The sequence below is a fragment of the Mycobacterium sp. 1081908.1 genome (assembly GCF_001673535.1).
GTDB lineage: Bacteria > Actinomycetota > Actinomycetes > Mycobacteriales > Mycobacteriaceae > Mycobacterium.
In genome coordinates, this window is the sequence record NZ_LZLY01000094.1 from 1 (window position 1) to 18,299 (window position 18,299).

Annotated in this window: 18 protein-coding genes and 1 pseudogene; 5 read left to right on the forward strand and 14 right to left on the reverse strand. The window is 70.9% G+C overall.

Annotated elements, in window-relative coordinates; genetic code table 11:
- Positions 1-26: 26 nt before the first annotated feature.
- Complete coding sequence (locus A5655_RS13600; protein WP_067010851.1) at positions 27-908, forward strand: SAM-dependent methyltransferase; 882 nt, start codon at positions 27-29, stop codon at positions 906-908.
- Here A5655_RS13600 and A5655_RS13605 read toward each other — a convergent pair.
- The 9 genes from A5655_RS13605 to A5655_RS13645 form a co-directional block, all read right to left on the reverse strand.
- Positions 895-2,571, reverse strand: coding sequence for a ribonuclease J (locus A5655_RS13605; RefSeq protein WP_067010852.1), 1,677 nt, complete (start codon positions 2,569-2,571; stop codon positions 895-897). The two genes, A5655_RS13600 and A5655_RS13605, sit on opposite strands and share 14 nt — an antisense overlap.
- A gap of 7 nt (positions 2,572-2,578) precedes the next feature.
- The gene (gene dapA, locus A5655_RS13610; RefSeq protein WP_067010856.1) at positions 2,579-3,481 is read right to left on the reverse strand and encodes a 4-hydroxy-tetrahydrodipicolinate synthase; all 903 of its coding nucleotides are present in this window, start codon (positions 3,479-3,481) and stop codon (positions 2,579-2,581) included.
- A 49-nt stretch (positions 3,482-3,530) separates the two neighbouring features.
- Positions 3,531-4,283: an FAD-dependent thymidylate synthase gene (thyX, locus tag A5655_RS13615; protein ID WP_067010874.1), complete on the reverse strand. Its 753-nt coding sequence runs from the start codon at positions 4,281-4,283 to the stop codon at positions 3,531-3,533.
- 10 nt (positions 4,284-4,293) lie between these two features.
- Entirely contained in the window at positions 4,294-5,355 is a 1,062-nt protein-coding gene (locus A5655_RS13620) for a restriction endonuclease subunit S (protein WP_067010858.1), read from the reverse strand.
- The gene (locus A5655_RS13625; protein WP_067010859.1) at positions 5,352-6,701 is read right to left on the reverse strand and encodes an N-6 DNA methylase; all 1,350 of its coding nucleotides are present in this window, start codon (positions 6,699-6,701) and stop codon (positions 5,352-5,354) included. The genes A5655_RS13620 and A5655_RS13625 overlap by 4 nt, the downstream gene beginning before the upstream one ends.
- A complete protein-coding gene (locus A5655_RS13630; protein ID WP_067010876.1) occupies positions 6,701-7,927 on the reverse strand; it encodes a winged helix-turn-helix domain-containing protein in 1,227 nt (408 codons plus the stop codon). Before A5655_RS13630 ends, A5655_RS13625 begins: the two co-directional genes overlap by 1 nt.
- Positions 7,928-7,986: 59 nt before the next feature.
- Positions 7,987-8,688, reverse strand: coding sequence for a cell division protein DivIVA (locus tag A5655_RS13635; RefSeq protein ID WP_067010860.1), 702 nt, complete (start codon positions 8,686-8,688; stop codon positions 7,987-7,989).
- A 114-nt stretch (positions 8,689-8,802) separates the two neighbouring features.
- The gene (locus tag A5655_RS13640; protein ID WP_067010862.1) at positions 8,803-9,288 is read right to left on the reverse strand and encodes a dihydrofolate reductase; all 486 of its coding nucleotides are present in this window, start codon (positions 9,286-9,288) and stop codon (positions 8,803-8,805) included.
- Entirely contained in the window at positions 9,285-10,085 is an 801-nt protein-coding gene (locus A5655_RS13645; protein ID WP_067010864.1) for a thymidylate synthase, read from the reverse strand. Before A5655_RS13645 ends, A5655_RS13640 begins: the two co-directional genes overlap by 4 nt.
- Positions 10,086-10,127: 42 nt before the next feature.
- Between A5655_RS13645 and A5655_RS13650 the strand changes: the two genes are divergently transcribed.
- Positions 10,128-10,868 (forward strand): dienelactone hydrolase family protein, encoded by a 741-nt coding sequence (locus tag A5655_RS13650; RefSeq protein WP_067010866.1) that lies wholly within the window; start codon positions 10,128-10,130, stop codon positions 10,866-10,868.
- Here the strand turns inward: A5655_RS13650 and A5655_RS13655 are convergent.
- A complete protein-coding gene (locus A5655_RS13655; protein ID WP_067010877.1) occupies positions 10,857-12,101 on the reverse strand; it encodes a glycosyltransferase in 1,245 nt (414 codons plus the stop codon). The genes A5655_RS13650 and A5655_RS13655 overlap by 12 nt on opposite strands.
- A 460-nt stretch (positions 12,102-12,561) precedes the next feature.
- On the opposite strand from A5655_RS13655, the gene A5655_RS13660 reads away from it, so the two are divergent.
- A complete protein-coding gene (locus A5655_RS13660) occupies positions 12,562-13,053 on the forward strand; it encodes a PAS domain S-box protein (RefSeq protein ID WP_369807212.1) in 492 nt (163 codons plus the stop codon).
- Here the strand turns inward: A5655_RS13660 and A5655_RS13665 are convergent.
- From A5655_RS13665 to A5655_RS13675, 3 genes are read right to left on the reverse strand one after another with little or no spacing between them, the layout of a single operon-like run.
- On the reverse strand, positions 13,008-14,099 hold the full coding sequence (locus tag A5655_RS13665; protein WP_082978647.1) for an acyl-CoA dehydrogenase family protein: 1,092 nt from the start codon (positions 14,097-14,099) through the stop codon (positions 13,008-13,010). The genes A5655_RS13660 and A5655_RS13665 overlap by 46 nt on opposite strands.
- A complete protein-coding gene (locus tag A5655_RS13670) occupies positions 14,096-15,289 on the reverse strand; it encodes an acyl-CoA dehydrogenase family protein (RefSeq protein WP_067010872.1) in 1,194 nt (397 codons plus the stop codon). Before A5655_RS13670 ends, A5655_RS13665 begins: the two co-directional genes overlap by 4 nt.
- Positions 15,286-16,053, reverse strand: a complete 768-nt coding sequence (locus A5655_RS13675) for an SDR family oxidoreductase (RefSeq protein WP_067010879.1) — start codon at positions 16,051-16,053, stop codon at positions 15,286-15,288. The genes A5655_RS13670 and A5655_RS13675 overlap by 4 nt, the downstream gene beginning before the upstream one ends.
- A 99-nt stretch (positions 16,054-16,152) precedes the next feature.
- Between A5655_RS13675 and A5655_RS13680 the strand changes: the two genes are divergently transcribed.
- Positions 16,153-16,482 (forward strand): PE-PGRS family protein, encoded by a 330-nt coding sequence (locus A5655_RS13680; protein WP_067010873.1) that lies wholly within the window; start codon positions 16,153-16,155, stop codon positions 16,480-16,482.
- A gap of 12 nt (positions 16,483-16,494) precedes the next feature.
- On the opposite strand, the pseudogene A5655_RS13685 reads toward A5655_RS13680, so the two are convergent.
- A pseudogene (locus A5655_RS13685) lies at positions 16,495-18,108 on the reverse strand (acyl-CoA carboxylase subunit beta); the annotation flags it as partial.
- On the opposite strand from A5655_RS13685, the gene A5655_RS27155 reads away from it, so the two are divergent.
- On the forward strand, positions 18,053-18,299 hold a 247-nt coding region (locus A5655_RS27155), incomplete at its 3' end, for a hypothetical protein (RefSeq protein WP_369807213.1). The pseudogene A5655_RS13685 and the gene A5655_RS27155 overlap by 56 nt on opposite strands.

The window sequence follows — 18,299 nt, forward strand, 5'->3', positions numbered from 1 at the left end:
ATGCGGGCTTCCTGAACAAGTAGCCCATGGCGCGAAATCCCGCGGCGCAGACCGCGTTCGGACCGATGGTGTTGGCCGCCGTCGAGCACAACGAGCCGCCCGGGCGTCGCCTGGTGGACGACGACCTCGCGGAGCTGTTCCTGCCGCGTCCGTTGCGGCTGCTCACCGGCGCGACGCGGTGGGGCCCGGCGCGGCGCCTGATGGTCCGCGGGTCGGAGTTCACCGGCCCCGGGCTGTGGGCGAATCTGGCCTGCCGCAAGCGCTTCATCGACGACAAGATCTCGGCGGCGCTGGACGACATCGACGCCGTGGTGATCCTCGGGGCCGGACTGGACACGCTCGCCTACCGGCTGACCCGGCGGGCCCGCATCCCGGTCTTCGAGGTGGACCAGTCGGTCAACATCGCGCGCAAGGCCAACACCGTGCGCCGGGTGCTCGGCGAGCCGCCGCTGTCGGTTCGATTGGTGGCGCTGGACTTTGAGCGCGACGACCTGCTCACCTCACTGGCCGAGCACGGCTACCGAACCGACTACCGGGCCTTCTTCGTCTGGGAGGGCGTCACCCAGTACCTCACCGAGGACGGCGTCCGGCGAACCCTGGCGGGGCTGCGCGCCGCCGCGCCGGGCAGCCGGCTCGTGTTCACCTACGTCCGGCGGGACTTCATCGACGGCGGCAACCGCTATGGCACCCGCACGCTGTACCGCAACGTCCGCGAGCGCCACCAGCTGTGGCACTTCGGCCTGGAGCCCGACGAGGTCGCCGGGTTCATCGCCGAATACGGCTGGCGGCTGATGGAGCAGGCCGGTCCCGACGAGCTGGTGGAGCGCTATGTGCGGCCCGCCGGGCGCCAACTCGGTGCCTCGCAGCTGGAATGGTCGGCCTACGCGGAGAGGTTTAGACCTCGATGACCGTCGGCACGATCATCGGCTGCCGGCGGTAGGTTTCGCCGACCCACTTGCCGACCGTGCGGCGCACGGCCTGGGCGATGCGGACGGGATCGGTCACGTTGTCGGCCGCCAACTGCTCCAGCTCCGCCTCGACCTTGCGCACGGCGGGCTCGAGCGCCTTGGGATCCTCGGAGAAGCCGCGCGAAAGCAGTTGCGGCACAGCGGCGGGACGCCCGGTGCCGCGCTGCACCACCACGATCACCGCGACGAAGCCCGACGACAGGATCAGCCGCTCGCCCAGGGTGATGTCGCCGACGTCGCCGGTGATCAGCCCGTCGACGAACATCTTGCCCACCGGCACGGCGCCGGCGATGGTGGCCTTGCCGGCCATCAGGTCGACGCTGACGCCGTTCTCCGCCAACAAGATTGAGTCCTCGGCCACCCCGGCGCGCGCCGCCAGCTTGGCGTTGGCGCGCAGCATCCGCCAGGTGCCATGCACCGGCATCACGTTGCGCGGCCGCACCCCGTTGTAGAGGAACAGCAGCTCGCCCGCGTACGCGTGCCCGGAAACGTGAACGCGCACTTGCTGGTTGGTGACGACGCGGGCGCCGATCTTGGCCAGCTCGTCGATGACCCCGTACACCGCCTCCTCGTTGCCGGGGATCAGCGACGACGACAGGATGATCAGGTCCTCGGACGTGAGCGTTATGCTGCGGTGCTCGCCGCGCGACATCCGGGACAGCGCCGACATCGGTTCGCCCTGGGTGCCGGTGGTGATCAGCACCACCCGCTCGGGGGCCATCATCTCGGCGGCGGAGATGTCGATCAGGTCGGAATCCTCCACCCGCAGGAAACCCAGCTCCCGGGCGATGCCCATGTTGCGCACCATCGAGCGCCCGACGAACGAAACCCGCCGGCCCAAAGCGACTGCGGCGTCGATGATCTGCTGCACCCGGTCCACGTTGGACGCGAAGCACGCCACGATCACGCGGCCGTCGGCGCCGCGGATCAGCCGGTGCAGCGTCGGGCCCACCTCGCTTTCCGAGGGGCCGACGCCGGGGATCTCCGAGTTCGTCGAGTCACACAGGAACAGGTCCACGCCCGCGTCGCCCAGCCGGGACATGCCGGGCAGGTCGGTGGGCCGGCCGTCGAGCGGCAGCTGGTCGAGCTTGATGTCGCCGGTGTGCAGCACGGTCCCGGCGCCGGTGTGCACGGCGATGGCCAGGGCGTCGGGGATGGAGTGGTTGACGGCGAAGTATTCGCACTGGAACACGCCGTGCGTGCTGCGCTGGCCCTCGGTGACCTCCATGAAGACGGGCTTGATGCGGTGCTCGCGGCATTTGGCGGCGACCAGCGCCAGGGTGAACTTCGACCCGACGACCGGGATGTCGGGGCGCAGCCTGAGCAGGAACGGGATCGCCCCGATGTGGTCCTCGTGCGCGTGGGTCAGCACCAGCGCCTCGATGTCCTCGAGCCGGTCCTCGATGTGCCGCAGGTCGGGCAGGATCAGGTCGACGCCGGGCTCGTCGTGGGTGGGGAACATCACCCCGCAGTCGATGATCAGCAGCCGGCCCAGGTGCTCGAAAACCGTCATGTTGCGGCCGATTTCGCTGATGCCGCCCAGTGCGGTGACCCGCAACCCGCCCGGAGCCAGGGGACCCGGTGGGGCGAGTTCCTCGTTCACGTCCGATTCACCTGAGCACCGAGGCCGCGCGCATGTCGGCGGCCAGCGCCTCGATCTGATCCGCCGTCGCCGGCATCTGCGGCAGCCGGGGGTCACCGACGTCGATGCCCTGCAGGCGCAGACCCGCCTTCGACATGGTCACCCCGCCGAGCCGCGCCATTGCGTTGCACAGCGGTGCGAGGCCGACGTTGATCTTGCGGGCGGTCGCCATGTCGCCGGAGCCGAAGGCGGACAACAACTCCCGCAGCTGTCCGGCCGCCACGTGCGAGATCACGCTGATGAAGCCGACGGCGCCCATGGCCAGCCACGGCAGGTTCAGCGCGTCGTCGCCGGAGTAGTAGGCCAGCCCGGTCTCGGCGATGATCTGGCCGCCGCTGTGCAGGTCGGCCTTGGCGTCCTTGATCCCAACGATGTTCGGGTGCGCGGCCAGCGCGCGGATGGTCTCGGTCTGGATCGGTATCACCGAGCGGGGCGGGATGTCGTAGAGCAGCACGGGAAGCTCGGTCGCGTCGGCGACGGCGGTGAAATGCGCGATCAGCCCGCTCTGCGGCGGCTTCGAGTAGTACGGCGTGACGACCAGCAGCCCGTGCGCGCCCTCGGCCGCGCAGGCCTTCGCCAGCCGCACGCTGTGAGCGGTGTCATAGGTGCCCGCGCCCGCGACGATGCGGGCCCGGTCGCCCACCGCCTCCAGCACGACGCGCAACAGCTCGAGCTTCTCGTCGTCGGTGGTGGTCGGCGACTCGCCGGTGGTCCCGGAGATCACCAGGCCGTCGCACCCCGCGTCGACCAGGTGCTTTGCCAGGTTCGCGGCGGCGGCGGTGTCCAGGGCGCCGTCGGCGGCAAAGGGCGTCACCATCGCGGTCAGCAGGGTTCCCAACCGGGCGGGGGCGTCGAATCCGACGGTGCTCACGGTCTTCAGGTTACCTGGCGGTACCAAACGCAATTAGCCGCCGCGCGGCTCAGGCCTCGGTGGCCAGCGGGCTGGTGGCGACCTCGGTGCCGTCGGCAAGGGTGGAGACCTCGAAGTCGGCGAACACCGCGGGCGCGGTGTCGACGAGCTGGCGCAGGCACTCGATGGCCAGGCGCCGGATTTCCACGTCGGCGTGCTCGCTGGCGCGCATCGCGATGAAGTGCCGCCACGCGCGGTAGTTCCCGGTGACGACGATGCGGGTCTCGGTGGCGTTGGGCAGCACCGCCCGGGCGGCCTGGCGCGCCTGCTTGCGGCGCAACACCGCGCTGGGCTGGTCGGCGAACTTGGCCTCCAGCTTGGCCAGCAGCTCGGCGTAGGTGGCGCGGTTGGCGTCGGCCGCCTCGGTCAGGATGCGCCGCAGCTCGGGGTCGTCGTCCATTCCCGGCGGGACGACCACCCGCGAGTCCCCCTCCGGCACATAGCGTTGCGACAGCTGGGAGTAGGAAAAATGCCGGTGTCGGATCAGCTCATGGGTGCACGACCGCGAGATGCCGGTGATGTAGAACGACACGCTGGCGTGCTCGAGCACCGAAAAATGCCCGACGTCGATGATGTGCCCGATGTAGCCGGCGTTGGTCGCGGTCCTGGGGTTGGGCTTCGACCAGCTCTGGTAGCAGGCCCGGCCGGCGAACTCGGTGAGCGCGGGGCCGCCGTCGGCGTCGGTCGTCCACGGCACGTCCGGCGGCGCCAGGAACTCCGTCTTGGCGATCAGTTGCACGCGCAGCGGCGCGGTCTCGGCCACGGCGCCCACCTTAACGTGGGGTGCGGACGCGCACCTCACCCGATATCAGCAGCGGGAGCAGCGCGTCACGGAAGGCGGACAGCCGCAGGGATTCCGCGCGGCGCGCGTGACACAGCGCGCCCAGCCCGGCGATCGTCCGCGCCGTCGCCGGGGCCAGCCGCCGCACGTCGCGGACCCGAACGTCGAGCAGGTCGCGCGCCTGCACGCGCTGGTGGCTGCCCGACGTCCCGGCGGCCCGCCGCTGCAACGTCGCGACGACGTCGGGTTGCCGCAGCGCCGCCCACAGCGCCGACGTGTCGACGCCGACGGGCCGCAACACGACGAACTCCGTGCTGGCCAAAGCCATTTGCGGCGGCAGGCCCGGCACGTTCCAGACGCGCGGGATCCTGGGATTGAGCTTCGCGACCAGCACGCACGGCTCCGACAGGACGAACTTGGCGCTCTTCACGCAGTCCCCGCCGACGAGCCGCGGTTTCGCGCCGTCGTCGAACGCCGGCAGGCTGAAGTGGGCCACCACGTCGTCGAACTCCGGCGGACCGAGGACTTCCGTCGACCGGCCCGCCAGGTCGGACAGCGGCACGCGCTCGGAGACCGCCTGGGCGGTCGCGACCATCAGGCCCTCGGCGGCGACGATCACGCGCTCGTTGGCGGCGATCTTGTCGTCGACGGCGCCGAGCACCTCGCCGATCCGGCGGCGCTGCGGCGCCGCGACGGCCGAGACGGACACCTCACGCAGGATCGTCTGATTGAGCAGCGGCTGCCCCGATCCGCCCCGGTGCCCGTTGAGCCCGCAGGTGTGCAGCGCGTAATACCAATACCGCGTCTCCCGCGGGTCCTTGGCCCGGCACACCAGCGCGTTGTCGGTGACCCAGACGTCGGAATCGCAGTACCGCAGGCTGCCGCAATAGGATCCGACGCGCCCGAGCACGATCAGGGGTCCGGCCGCATTGCATTGCGCCGCATAGCCGATCGCGCCGTTCGCCCCATAGACGCGGAAGCGGCCGTCCGGCGTTCGGGCCGGCGGGCCGGCCCCGTTGCTGAAGTCGAGGTGGTCGCCCAGCCTGGCCTTCACCGCAGGCGCTCCACCTGCTCGCGCACGAGCTTCTCCAGCCGCGCGGATTCGTCGAGCGCCGCCACCAGGTCGCCCGTCAACCGGGCGATCTTGGCGTCGAACGGCTCCCCGTCATCGTCGGCCGCGGCCGCGCCGACATAACTTCCCGGCGTGAGCGCGTAGCCCGCGGCCCGGATGTCGTCCAGCGACGCCGACTTGCAGAAACCCGGAACGTCTTGGTAGGCAATGCCTTTGGCGGTGGCAGACGCCGATCCGCACCACGCGTGATAGGTGTCGCCGATGCGGACGATCTCCTCGTCGGTCAGCGCGCGCTCCGCGCGATCCACCAGGTAGCCGAGCCCGCGGGCGTCGATGAACAGCACCTGGCCGGCGCGGTCGGCCTTGTCGAGCGCGAAGAACCACAGGCACACCGGAATCCCGGTGCTGCGGAACAGCTGCGCGGGCAGCGCCACCATGCACGACACCAGGTCGGCCTCGACGATCCGCGCCCGAATGTCGCCCTCCCCGAGCGTGTTCGACGACATCGAGCCGTTGGCCATCACCACGCCGGCCTTCCCGCCAGGCGCCAGCTTGGACAGGATGTGCTGAATCCAGCCGTAGTTCGCGTTGGTGGCGGGCGGAACGCCGAAGCGCCAGCGCGGGTCGTGTTCGTCGCGGGCCCAATCCTTGATGTTGAACGGCGGATTGGCCATCACGTAGTCCATCTGCACGCCGGCGTGCTGGTCGCGAACGAACGTGTCGCCCCGGGCGAGGCCCGCGTCGTCGATGCCGTGCACGGCGAGGTTCATCTTGGCCATCCGCCAGGTCTGCTCGATGCTCTCCTGGCCGTAGATGCTGACTTTCGCGGGGTCGCCGTCGTGCTCGGCGATGAATTGCTCGGTGCGCACGAACATTCCGCCCGAGCCGCAGCACGGGTCGTACACATTGCCGCTGGTCGGTTCGAGGACCTCGACGATCACCCGCACCACGCTGGGCGGGGTGAAGAACTCGCCGCCACGCTTTCCCTCCGAGCGGGCGAAGTTGCCCAGGAAGTACTCGTACACCTCGCCCAGCAGGTCCCGCGCGCGCCGGCCGTCCCGCGCGCCGTCGAGCAGGCCCACCAGCTCACCGAGCCGGCGCGGGTCGAGGGTTCCGTAGCGCCGCGGCAGCCCCGCGGCACCCATCGCGTCGTCGACGAGCCGACCGATGTCCGGGGATTTCGCAGTGTCCACCAGGGTCCGCCACTGCGCGTCGGCGACGTGCTGCAGGAACACCAGGCCCAGGATCACGTCCTTGTACTCACCGGCCGAAACCGACCCACGCAGCTTTTCGGCGGCTTTCCAGAGCGTGTCCTCGAGCGCATTCATCAGCTGGCCCGCCTGGCCGCCGCGCGCAATTCACCGGCCAGGTCGCCGCGCCCGGCAACGCCGAACCCGCCCAGCCCCAACCACGACGCCATCGATCCCAGTTCGCCTGCCAGCGCCGCGGCGACGGAGGCGCGCGGCACGTCCGGCTCCGCGAAGGCGCCCAACACGCGCAGGGAATCGCTGGCCCGGTCGGCCTTGAGGTCGACCCGCGCCACCAGCCGGCCGTCCATCAGCAGCGGCCACACGTAGTAGCCGTACCGGCGCTTGGCGGCCGGGGTGTAGATCTCGATGCGGTAGTGAAAATTGAAGAGCCGCTCGATCCGGGGCCGAAAGAAGATCAACGGGTCGAACGGGCACAACAGCGCGGTGCCGCGGTCGGAGCGCGGTACCGTCGCGCCCGCCCGCAAGTACGCCGGGGCCGACCAGCCGTCGACGTCGACGCGCTCGATCTCGCCGGCGGCCAGCAGGGCGGCGATCGCGGGCTTGACCTGCTGGGCCGACAGCCGGAAGTAGTCGCGGATGTCGGCCTCGGTGCCTACGCCCAGCGCGGTGGCGGCCCGCAGCGTCAGCTCGCGGACGGCGTCGTCGTCGTCGACCTCTCGGGCCAGCACGCGGGGCGGCAGCACCCGCTCCACCAGGTCGTAGTGGCGGGCGAAGCCCACCCGGGTGGCCGTGGTGAGCGCGCCGGAGGCGAACAGCGCCTCGGCGACCCACTTGGTGTCGCTGCGGGTCCACCAGGTCCCCTTTTTGCGGCGCGGCGTGGCAGCCAAATGCGCCTCGATCTGCCCGGCGGTGCTGGGCCCGAGCTCGGCGACGGCGGCGAGGATGTCCTCGGCGAGTTGGGGATTGGCCTTGACGATGTGGGTGCCCCACCGGCCGTGCCGGTATTGACGCATCCGCCAGCGCAGCAGCGGCCAGTCGTCGACGGCCATCAGCGCGGCCTCGTGGGCCCAGTACTCGACCAGTAGCCGCGGCGAGCGCGCCGAATGCGACCAGGCGGCGCGGTCCAGCACCTCGCGGTCGTAGGGCCCGAGCCGGCTGAACACCGGCGCGTAGTGGGCCCGCACCGCCACCGATACCGAATCCAGTTGCAGCACTTGAATTCTCGATATCAGGCTCTTCAGATGCGCGCGGGTGATCGGGCCGTTGGGCCGTGGTGCGCTAAACCCTTGTGCCGCAACGGCTAAGCGCCGAGCCTGGGCGGCGGTCAGCTTGGGTTTCCCGATCGGCACGGCGCCGAGAATACCGCGTTTTGGCCGCCCTTCGCGGCACCGCTACCGCGGGTTTAGCCCGTGCCGACTTTCTCGCCCAGCGGCACGACGACGCTCGCCTCCGGCAAATCCTTCTGTTCCTGGTGCGCCGCCGCGAGGGCGGCCGGAACGGGTTCCAGGTCGCGATACACCCGCTCCAGCTGCTCCAGGATCCTGATTCGCTGCTGGCTGGCCTCGTCCGCGGCCCGACGGGCCTGCTCGCGATAGTGATCGGCCTCCCGCCGCGCGTCGCGCCACGCCTCCTCGATCGCCCGCTCGGTCTCGTCACGCATGCCGGCCAGCTCGACCTCGAGCTTCTTCTTCTTTTCGTCGTAATCCGCCTGCAGGGTCTCCCGGCGCGCGGTCAGCTGCGCCATCCGCTCCTCGTGCTCTCGCCGCGACGCCTCGGCCTCCGCCTCCGCCGACGCGATCAGCGCGTCCGCCTCGGCCCGCGCCTCGGCCTGCAGCTGGGAAACCTCGTCGACCGTGCGCCGCAGCATGTTGGCCATCCGCAGTTGCACGGCGTGGGGCGAGGGCGAGGTGTCGGTGAGGACGGCGACCTCCTTGCGCAGCGCCGCCGCTTCGTCGCCGGCTTGCGTCAGCCGCGCCTCCAGGCTCCTGACGTCGTTGAGCAGCAGCTGCTGCTTGGCGGTCAACGCCTCGATCGACGCGTCCACCGCCGCCGCATCGTAGCCCCTGAACACACGCGGAAACGTCTTCGCGGGTTCGGTTATCACTGCAAATTCCCCCCTTACTGGAAATGCTTTTTTCAGACCCGTGAGACCGACCCCCCGAGTCCCGAGTATGTCAGGCTCTGTCGGTCACCCGGTCGGCGCCGTCGGCGCGACCCCTCACGGACGACGGTACGTGTGAAACCGGTAGCGCAGCCCCGTGCGGCTGACCTGCCAGTCCCCCGTCACGCCCAACCACGACTCGTCGAGCACCGGGGCCAGCGCGTCGCCGTCGTCGCGCGGCAGGTCGATTTCGACCTCGGTGACCTCGCAGCGATCGGCCAGCGGCAGCCCGAGCAGGTAGATCTGCTCGCCGCCGATGACCCACGCCTCCGGCTCGGTCAGCGCGGCCTCCAACGAATCGAGCACCTCGGCTCCCTCGGCCACGTAATCGGACCGCCGGGACAGGACCACGTTTCGCCGGCCCGGCAGCGGCCGCACCCGGGCCGGCAGCGACTCCCAGGTCCGCCGGCCCATCACCACCGTGTGGCCCATGGTCACCTCTTTGAAGCGCGCCAGGTCCTCGGGCACCCGCCACGGGATGTCGCCGCCGCGCCCGATAACACCGGACGTCGACTGAGCCCACACCAGGCCCACGCGCGTCATACCGCGACGGGCGCTTTGATCGCCGGGTGCGGATCGTAGTTTTTCACGACGACGTCGTCGTAGGTGTAGTCGAAGATCGAATCCCTATGCCCCAGAACGAGTTCCGGGTAGGGCCGGGGCTCGCGGCCGAGCTGGGTCCGCACCTGTTCGACGTGGTTGTCGTAGATGTGACAGTCACCGCCGGTCCACACGAACTCGCCGACCGAAAGGCCGGCCTGGGCGGCCATCATGTGGGTGAGCAGCGCGTAGCTGGCGATGTTGAACGGAACCCCGAGGAACAGGTCGGCGCTGCGCTGGTAGAGCTGGCAGCTCAGCCTCCCGTCGGCAACATAGAACTGGAACAGCGCGTGGCACGGCGCCAAAGCCATCCGCGGGATTTCGCCGACGTTCCACGCCGAGACAATGATGCGCCGGGAATCCGGGTCGGTGCGCAGCAGCTCCAGGGCGGCGCTGATCTGGTCGACGTGCTCGCCGGTCGGCGTCGGCCACGACCGCCACTGCACGCCGTAGATGGGCCCGAGATCGCCCGTCTCGCTTGCCCATTCGTCCCAGATGGTGACGCCGTGCTCCTGCAGCCAGGCGACGTTGGAGTCGCCGCGCAAGAACCACAGCAGCTCATAGACCACCGATTTGAAATGCACCTTCTTGGTGGTCAGCAGCGGAAAGCCGGCCGACAGGTCGTAGCGCAGCTGCTGGCCGAACAGGCTGCGGGTACCGGTGCCGGTGCGGTCGGATTTGGCGGCGCCCCGCTCGAGGACCACGCGCAGCAGGTCCTCGTAGGGGGTGGCGATCGGCACGCGGTCAGCTTACGTCGGGGGGACCGGAGTAGAACGGAGGCCATGCCGAAGATCACCGACAGCGTCAGCACCCCCGACGGCTCCTGCCCGGTCGGACTGTTCACCCCCGAGGGACCCGGCCCCTGGCCCGGCGTCGTGATGTACTGCGACGCCGGCGGGGTGCGCGACACCTTCGACGAGATGGCCGTCAAGCTCGCCGGATTCGGCTACGCCGTCTTGCTTCCCGATGTGTACTACCGCAGCGGCGACTGGGCCCCGTTCGACATGGCCACCGTCTTCACCGACGAGCGGGAGCGCAGGCGGTTGTTCGGAATGATCGGCGGCATCACCCCGGACAAGATGGCCGCCGACGCCGGGGCGTTCTTCGACTACCTGGCCGGCCGCCCTGAGGTGACCGGCGACCGGTTCGGCGTGTGCGGATACTGCATGGGCGGGCGGACGTCGCTGGTGGTGGCGGGCCGCCTGCCGGACCGCGTCGCCGCCGCGGCGTCCTTCCACGGCGGCGGGCTGGTGAGCGACGGCGCGGACAGCCCGCACCTGCTGGCCGACCGGATGAGCGCCACGGTGTACGTGGGTGGCGCCGAAAACGACGCGTCCTTCACCGCCGATCATGCCGAGCAACTCGACAAGGCGCTGACGGCGGCCGGCGTCGCGCACACCATCGAGTGGTATTCGGCCGGCCACGGTTTCGCGGTCCCCGACAACCCGCCCTACGACCCCGCCGCCGCCGAACGGCACTGGGCGGCAATGACGGAGGTCTTCGGGTCGGCGCTACCGCGCTAGGCTGGCCGCCCCTTCCCGGCTGATCGTCTCGAGCAGCAGGGTCGCCGCCACCGCCGCCCCGTCGGTGCGGATCAGGCGTGCCACGGCGCCCGCCCGCGCCCGGGCCTCCGGGGCCAGCACCGGCTCGAGCGCCGCCGACAGCGACTCGGCGGTGGGCGCCGTTCCCACATGCGCGGTGCCGATCCCCAGGTCGCCCACCCGGCCCGCCCAATACAGCTGGTCGGCGCCCTGCGGCACCACCACCTGAGGGGCGCCCGCGGCGGCGGCCGTCGTCGTGGTGCCCGCGCCGCCGTGGTGCACGACGGCCGCCACTCGGCCGAACAGCATCTGCTGATTGACCTCGCCGACGGCAAAGCAGTCGTCCCCGTCGTCGATCGGTGCCAGGCCGGCCCACCCGCGGGCGACGAGCGCGCGGTGGCCCTGCGCGCGGATCGCCTCGACGGCCGCGAGAGCGAGCTCCGCCGGGCCGCGCAGCGGCATGCTGCCGAAGCCCACGTAAACCGGTGGCGTGCCGGCGTCCAGAAACTCGACCAGCTCGGCCGGCAGCGGGCGGGTGTCCCGCAGCATCCAGGCGCCGGTGTGGACGACGTCGAGGTCCGTCGACCCCGGCCACGGGCCCAGCGTCGGGTCCGCCGCCAGCCACGGCCGGTCGGTGAAGGCGTAGCCGCGCACGTCGTGCACCGGAGGCAGGCCGGCCGCGGCGCGGTGCCGATTCAGGGTCGGGCCGAAGAGCGCGTTCACGTTCTGCGCGTCCAGGTCCCACAGCGCCCGGTGGTCGGTCACGCCCGGTGGCAGCGGCCAGCTCCAGAACGAGGGCGGCCGGTGGTGCGGTGACGGCAGGCTGGTCGGGTGATAGCTCGCGTAAACGTAACGGATGCCCAGCTTTTCGGCCGCCGACCGGGCGCCGGCCGCGGCCGGCAGCAGGCCGGCGGCCACCAGCGCGTCGCATCCCTGGGCCGCGCCCGCGACGATGTCGAACTGCGCGGCGATCAACTCGTCGAAGTGCCGGCGCAGGTACGCCTCGGGCTGGGGCGCGGCCGCGCTCGTCATGGCGCGCACCGACTCACCGAATGCCACCAGCGGCACCCCGAAACCGGCGGCCCGCTCGGCGAACTCGTCATCGGGCGGCGCGCAGATACCGACCTCCGCGCCGAGCGCCCGCAGCTGCACCGCGAGGCCCAGCAGCGGCTCGACGCCCCCGCGCGAATCGTAGGTCGACAGCAAGACGCGCATTTCGCCACTCTGCAGCAGCGGCGCTCGCACCGCGAGCCCGCGACGGGCGGGTGAGCTCGTTGCCGGACGAAATGGTTTCGATCCCTTTGAGCGAAACGGGGCTCGCCCGGAGTTAGCGAATCCCGGCGCGGGCGGTTGCTCCCGGAACTCCCCGCCGGTGACCGAGACTTTTATCGAGTTAGCGAAGGGGCATGAGCAAGTTTGCTGGGCAGACGCGAGTCGTTATTGCGGTCCGGCAGGAATCCGGCCCACAGCTAATAAAGCGCGCTAGGAAAAATCCCACCGATGCGGTGTGTGACGCCACGAACTAATTTGGCACGCGACAAATAGCTAATACGGTCAGCAAACTATAGACTTATCTCGGCGCTTCCCATACTATTTGCTGTCATCGCGTTCAGAAAATTAGCGCGACTTTCCCGCATCGGGGCGGGAACAATGCCAGGGCGACGACGGGGGTACCGTGATCGCGAACATTTCCACAGCCGTCAACGGCCGACCAATTGAGCGCCGCAGCCCGAGGCCGCCCAATCAACCGCCCATCGACGAACTGCACCGGATGCCCGCGCTGGTCGTCTTGGATCGGCTGCCGTCGCCGGCGCTGGCGGTCGATCGCCTGGGCACCATCCTGTTCGCCAACGGTTCGTTCTGCGACATGGTCGGCTACCTGCCCGACGAGCTCGCGTCGATGAACTTCGAAGACATCTTCCACTGCCTACCGGCCGACGATCGCTGGGTCGCGCTGGTCGGCACGGGCGCCAAGCGCCTCGTCGAGCTGCGGCACAGGGACGGGCACATGGTGTTGGCCAGCATGAGCAAGTCGGCGATGCGGCGCCGCGACGACACCGTCGCACTGGTCACCTTCCACGACCGCACCGAAGAGCTGTGGCTCACCAACGACGGCCGGCGTCACGACGACGGCAGGTTCACCAACTTCGCCAACAAGGCGCGGTGACGATACGCGGTGCCGAGCGCCAACTGATCGCTCTTGGCGCGCTTGAGGTATAGGTGCGCCGGATACTCCCAGGTCATTCCGATGCCACCGTGCAGTTGCACGCACTCCTCGGCGGCGTGCACGGCGACGCCGCTGCAGTACGCCTGCGCGAGCGAGGCGGCGGTGGCCGCGTCTTCAACGCCGCTGGCGCACGTGTCGGCGGCGTGCCTGGCCACCGCCGTCGCCGCGCCGACCTCGAACCAAAGATCCGCCAACCGGTGCTTGATCGCCTGGTAGGACCCGATCGCGCGCCCGAATTGTTTGCGCTGCTTGACATAAGCCAGCGTGGTGTCGAAACACCACTGGGCCACGCCGAGTTGCTCGGACGCGAGCAGCGCCGCCCCGGTCTGCAGCGCCTCGGCAACCGCGGCGTCCCCCGGCCCGAGCCGTGACGACGCCGCCCCCGAAAAACGAACGCTGGCAAGCGGTCTCGTCATGTCCAGTGCCAGCACGGGCGAAACCTCCACGCCCGCCGCGGTGCGCGGCACGGTGTGCAGCTCGAGCCCGTTGGGCCCGGCTGCCGGCACCACCAGCACGTCGGCCTCGGCGGCGCCCGCGACGCTGCCGACCAGCCCGCTCAGGCCGTCGCCACCCGCGCTCACGCCGGCCACCGCATCGCCCGACGCGGTGGACAGCGGCACCACCAGCGCCGCGGTGAGCTCGCCCCCGGCCAGCGCGGCCACCGTCTCGGCGTCGCCGGCGCGCAGCAGCGCCACGGTGGCAAGCACCGCGCTGGACAGGAACGGCACCGGCGCCACCGCGCGCCCGATCTCCTCCATGACCACGGCGGCCTCGCGCGCCGACGCACCGGCGCCGCCAAGCGACTCGGGCACCAGCAGCCCGGCCACCCCGAGGTCGGCGGCCAGCGTCCGCCAGAGGTCCGAAAAGTCTTGTGGCACCGGGTCGTACGCTCGCACCACCGATTCGGGTGGGCACCGGTCGGCGAGCAGGTGACGAACGCTGTCGCGCAACGCCTCCTCGGTGTCGGAATACAGGAGGTCGCTCACCGCGGTAGGTCCTTCCAGGCGACGTCCTTGTCCACCCGGTGTTCGCCCGGCAGGCCGAGGATTCGTTCGGCGATGGTGTTGCGCAAGACCTCGGACGTGCCGCCCTCGATCGAGTTGCCGCGCGCCCGCAAATAGCGATATCCGGGCTCGCGGCCGACCAGGTCGACCGTCTCCGGTCTGCGCATGGTCCAGTCGTCGTAGCCCAGGCCGGCCTCGCCGTGCAGCTCGATCTCGAACCCCGAGATCGCCTGGGCCAGGCGAGCGAAGGCCACCTTCATGCCCGCGCCCTCCGGCCCGGGCTGCCCGGCGCTGGCCTGCTGGCGCGACCGCTCACCCGTCAGCCGGAGGGCCTCCGCCTCGACCCACAGCCGCATCAGCTCGTCGTGCATGGCGGGGTTGCGCAGCGCCGGCTCGTGTCGCCAGGCCCCGGCGACCTTGCCGATGTGGCCGCCCTCCCGCGGCATCCCGGCTCGCGTGCCGATGGCGACCCGCTCGTTGTTGAGCGTGGTGGTCGCGACGCGCCAGCCCCCGCCCTCCGGGCCGAGCCGATTCGCGTCCGGCACCCGCACGTCGGTGAGGAACACCTCGTTGAACTCGGCCTCGCCGGTGATCTGCCGCAGCGGCCGGATCTCGACACCGGGTTGGGTCACGTCGCACAGGAAGTACGTCAGGCCGGCGTGTTTGGGCACCGTGGGGTCGGTGCGCGCGACGAGGATGGCCATGTCCGCGTGCTGGGCCTGCGACGTCCACACCTTCTGCCCGTTGACGATCCAGTCGTCGCCGTCGCGGACCGCGCGGGTGGACACGCCGGCCAGGTCCGAGCCGGCACCGGGCTCGCTGAACAGCTGGCAGTAGATCTGCTCGCCGGTGAACAACGGGCGCAGGAACTTCCGTTTCTGCTCGTCGGTCCCGAACGCCGCGATCGTCGGCGCCGCCATGCCCATGCCGATGTAGTTCTTCACGGTGCCGCCCACCGGCGCGCCCGCCGCCGCCAGCCGCGCGTCGACGAGCTGCTGCGCGTCCCGCGGCAGGCCCAGCCCGCCGAAGCCCTGCGGCAGGTGGACCCAGGCCAGGCCCGCATCGTACTGCGCGCCAAGGAATTCCCGCGCTTCGGTGGTGGCCGGGTCGTGCTCGTCGAGCAGCGCCTGGACCCGCGCGGTCAGGTCGGCTGTGACGTCCGTGGTGCTCATTGGGCCTGATGTCCCTGGGCGGGGCCGAGCAGCAGGCCGCCGTCGATCACCATCGTCTCGCCGGTGATCCAGCTCGCCGCGTCCGAGACCAGGAAGGCGACAGCGCCCGCCACGTCGGCCGGCTCGCCGATGCGCCCGAGCGCGATCGTCGCCGCCAGCGGATCCTCGTGGTCCTTCCACAGCGCCTCGGCCAGCCTGGTGCGCACCACACCGGGCGCGATGGCGTTGACCCGGACGCGCGGCGAAAGTTCCAGCGCGAGTTGCTTGGTCACGTGGATCAGCGCGGCCTTGGTGGCGTTGTACATCCCCATCGCCGGCGATTGGTGCAGGCCGCCGATCGAGGCGGTGTTGACGATCGACCCGCCGTGCTCCCCCATCCACGCCTTGACCACCAGCGAGGTCCACAGCAGCGGCGCCCACAGGTTGACGTCGAAGATCTTGGTGAAGCGGGCGTGATCCTGCTCGATCAGCGGGCCGTACGCCGGATTCGTTCCCGCGTTGTTGACCAGGATGTCGACGCTGCCGAAGCGTTGCAGCGCGAGGTCGACGCAGCGCCGCGCGGCGTCCTCGTCGACGGCGTGCGCGCCGACGCCGACGGCCTTCGCGCCGACCTGCGCCGCGGCCTCGTCGGCCGCCTCCTGCTTGCGGGCGGTGAGCACCACGTCGGCGCCGGCGGCGGCCAGTTGCTGGGCGATCGCCAACCCGATTCCGCGCGAGGCGCCGGTGATGATTGCGGTCCGTCCGGTCAAATCCAGTGAGGTCATCATGCGCCTTCTGTCGACTGCCCCAATAATTTTCGTTAGCGATGTTTTGTACACGTGTGCACGTGGTATGCGAGTCGCATGTTAGCGAAACTAACTCTCATGAAACCACTGGTCGTGGCCGGGGCGGTCGCCGCGGCGATCGCCGCCGCACCGGCGGCCTCCGCCGACGTCTTCGCCGCTGGTCCGGCCGCGAACGCCTCGGCCCCGACGCACGTCGTGTTCAAGGACGACCCGGGCGGCGGCGGCTGCGACGCCAACGGCAACTGCGGGTCGGGCGGCCAGAACCAAGGGCCCGGCGGCGGCCCCGGCGGGCAGGGTTGCGTGCCGGGCGTCGGCTGCGGCTCCGGCGGTCAGTTCGCCGGCCCGGGCGGCGTGCCGGGTGGCACCGGATGCCTGCCGGGCGTCGGCTGCGGCTCCGGCCACGGATAACCCCACGGCCCGTCAGCCTCCCGGCAGCCTGGTGATCCAGGCCCGGGAGTCTGCCGGGTCGATGACGTCGTCGAGCTCGAAGGTGGTGGCCGACCGCAGCGCCTTGCCGTGCTGGTAGGCCGCCGCGACGAGCTTGTCGAACAGCTGCTGGCGCTGGAGCGGGTCCGCCTCGGCGGCGAGCTCCTTGCTGAACCCGAGCCGTACCGCCCCTTCCAGCCCCATGCCGCCGATCTCGCCGGTCGGCCAGGCCACGGTGAACTGTGGCGCGCGGAAGGATCCGCCGGCCATCGCCATCGCGCCCAGCCCGTAACCCTTGCGCAGGATGATCATTCCCAGCGGCACGGTCAGCCTCGCGCCGAGGATGAACATCCGGCCGAAGCGGCGCACCGCGGCCTCCTTTTCGGCGTCCGGCCCGACCATGAATCCCGGGGTGTCGCACAGCGAGATCACCGGCAGCCGGAACGACTCGCACAGCGCGAGAAAGTCGCCCGCCTTGTCGGCCGCCTCCGCGTCGATCGCGCCGCCGAGGTGATGCGTGCTGTTGGCGATCAGCCCGTACGCCACCCCCTCGGCGCGTACCAGCGCGGTGACGATCCCGACGCCGTAATCGGGGCGCAGTTCCAGCACCGAACCCACGTCGACGATCGACTCGATCGCGCGGTGCACGTCGTAGGCGCGTAATCGGTTCTCCGGGACCACGTGCCGGGCCAGCCGCGGATCCGGCGCCGCCCAGTCGGCCGTCGGCGGGCCCACGAAGTACGACAGATACTGCTTGGCCAGTGACACCGCGTGCGCCTCGCCGCGGGCGACCAGGCTCACCACGCCGTTGTGCCGCTGCACGTCGATCGGCCCGATCGCCTCCGGCGGGTACACGCCCAGCCCGCCGCCCTCGATCATGGCCGGCCCGCCCATGCCGATGTTGGCGTCCGGGGTCGCGATGATCACGTCGCACACCCCGGCCAGCGCGGCGTTGCCGGCGAAGCAGCGCCCGGAGACGATCGACACCAGCGGCACCCGCCCGCTCAGCGCGGCCAGCATCCGGAACGTCGGCACGTCCAGCCCGGCGGCGCCGCCGACGTCGGTGTCGCCGGGCCGGCCCCCGCCGCCCTCGGCAAACAGCACCACCGGCAGGCGTTTTCGGGTGGCCAGCTCGAAGACGCGGTCGGTCTTGGCGTGATTGCGCATGCCCTGCGTCCCGGCGAGCACCGTGTAGTCGTACGACACGACCACGGCCTCGGCGCCCCCGATCCTCGCCAGGCCGGCGACGAGCCCGTCGGCCGGGGTGTTGGCGATCAGGTCCTCCTCGGAGCGCCGGCTGCGCTGGGCGGCGATGGCCAGCGCGCCGTATTCGACGAAGCTGCCCGGGTCGACCAGGTCGTCGATGTTCTCCCGGGCCGTGCGCCGGCCGCGCGCGTGCCGCTTGGCGACCGCCGCCTCCCGGGCCTCGTCGCGGGTGAGCAGGTGCCGGTGCGCGACCTCGTCGAGGTCCGCGCGCGACCGGTCGAGATCGACTGCGGCCGCGGAGGGCGAGGCATTCGGCGCCGGCGCCCCGCTCGTCGTCCTCGAGGCGATGAAGATGCAACACGTGCTCGCCGCGCCGGACGCGCTGCGGACGGTCCGGAGCCTGGTGGCGCCGGGCCAGGTCGTCGGGACCGGCGATCCGTTGCTGGTCTTCACCCGGGCGGGCGCCGGGGCCGAGGGCGAATCCTCCGCGGCCGCAGTCGATCTCGACCGGTCGCGCGCGGACCTCGACGAGGTCGCGCACCGGCACCTGCTCACCCGCGACGAGGCCCGGGAGGCGGCGGTCGCCAAGCGGC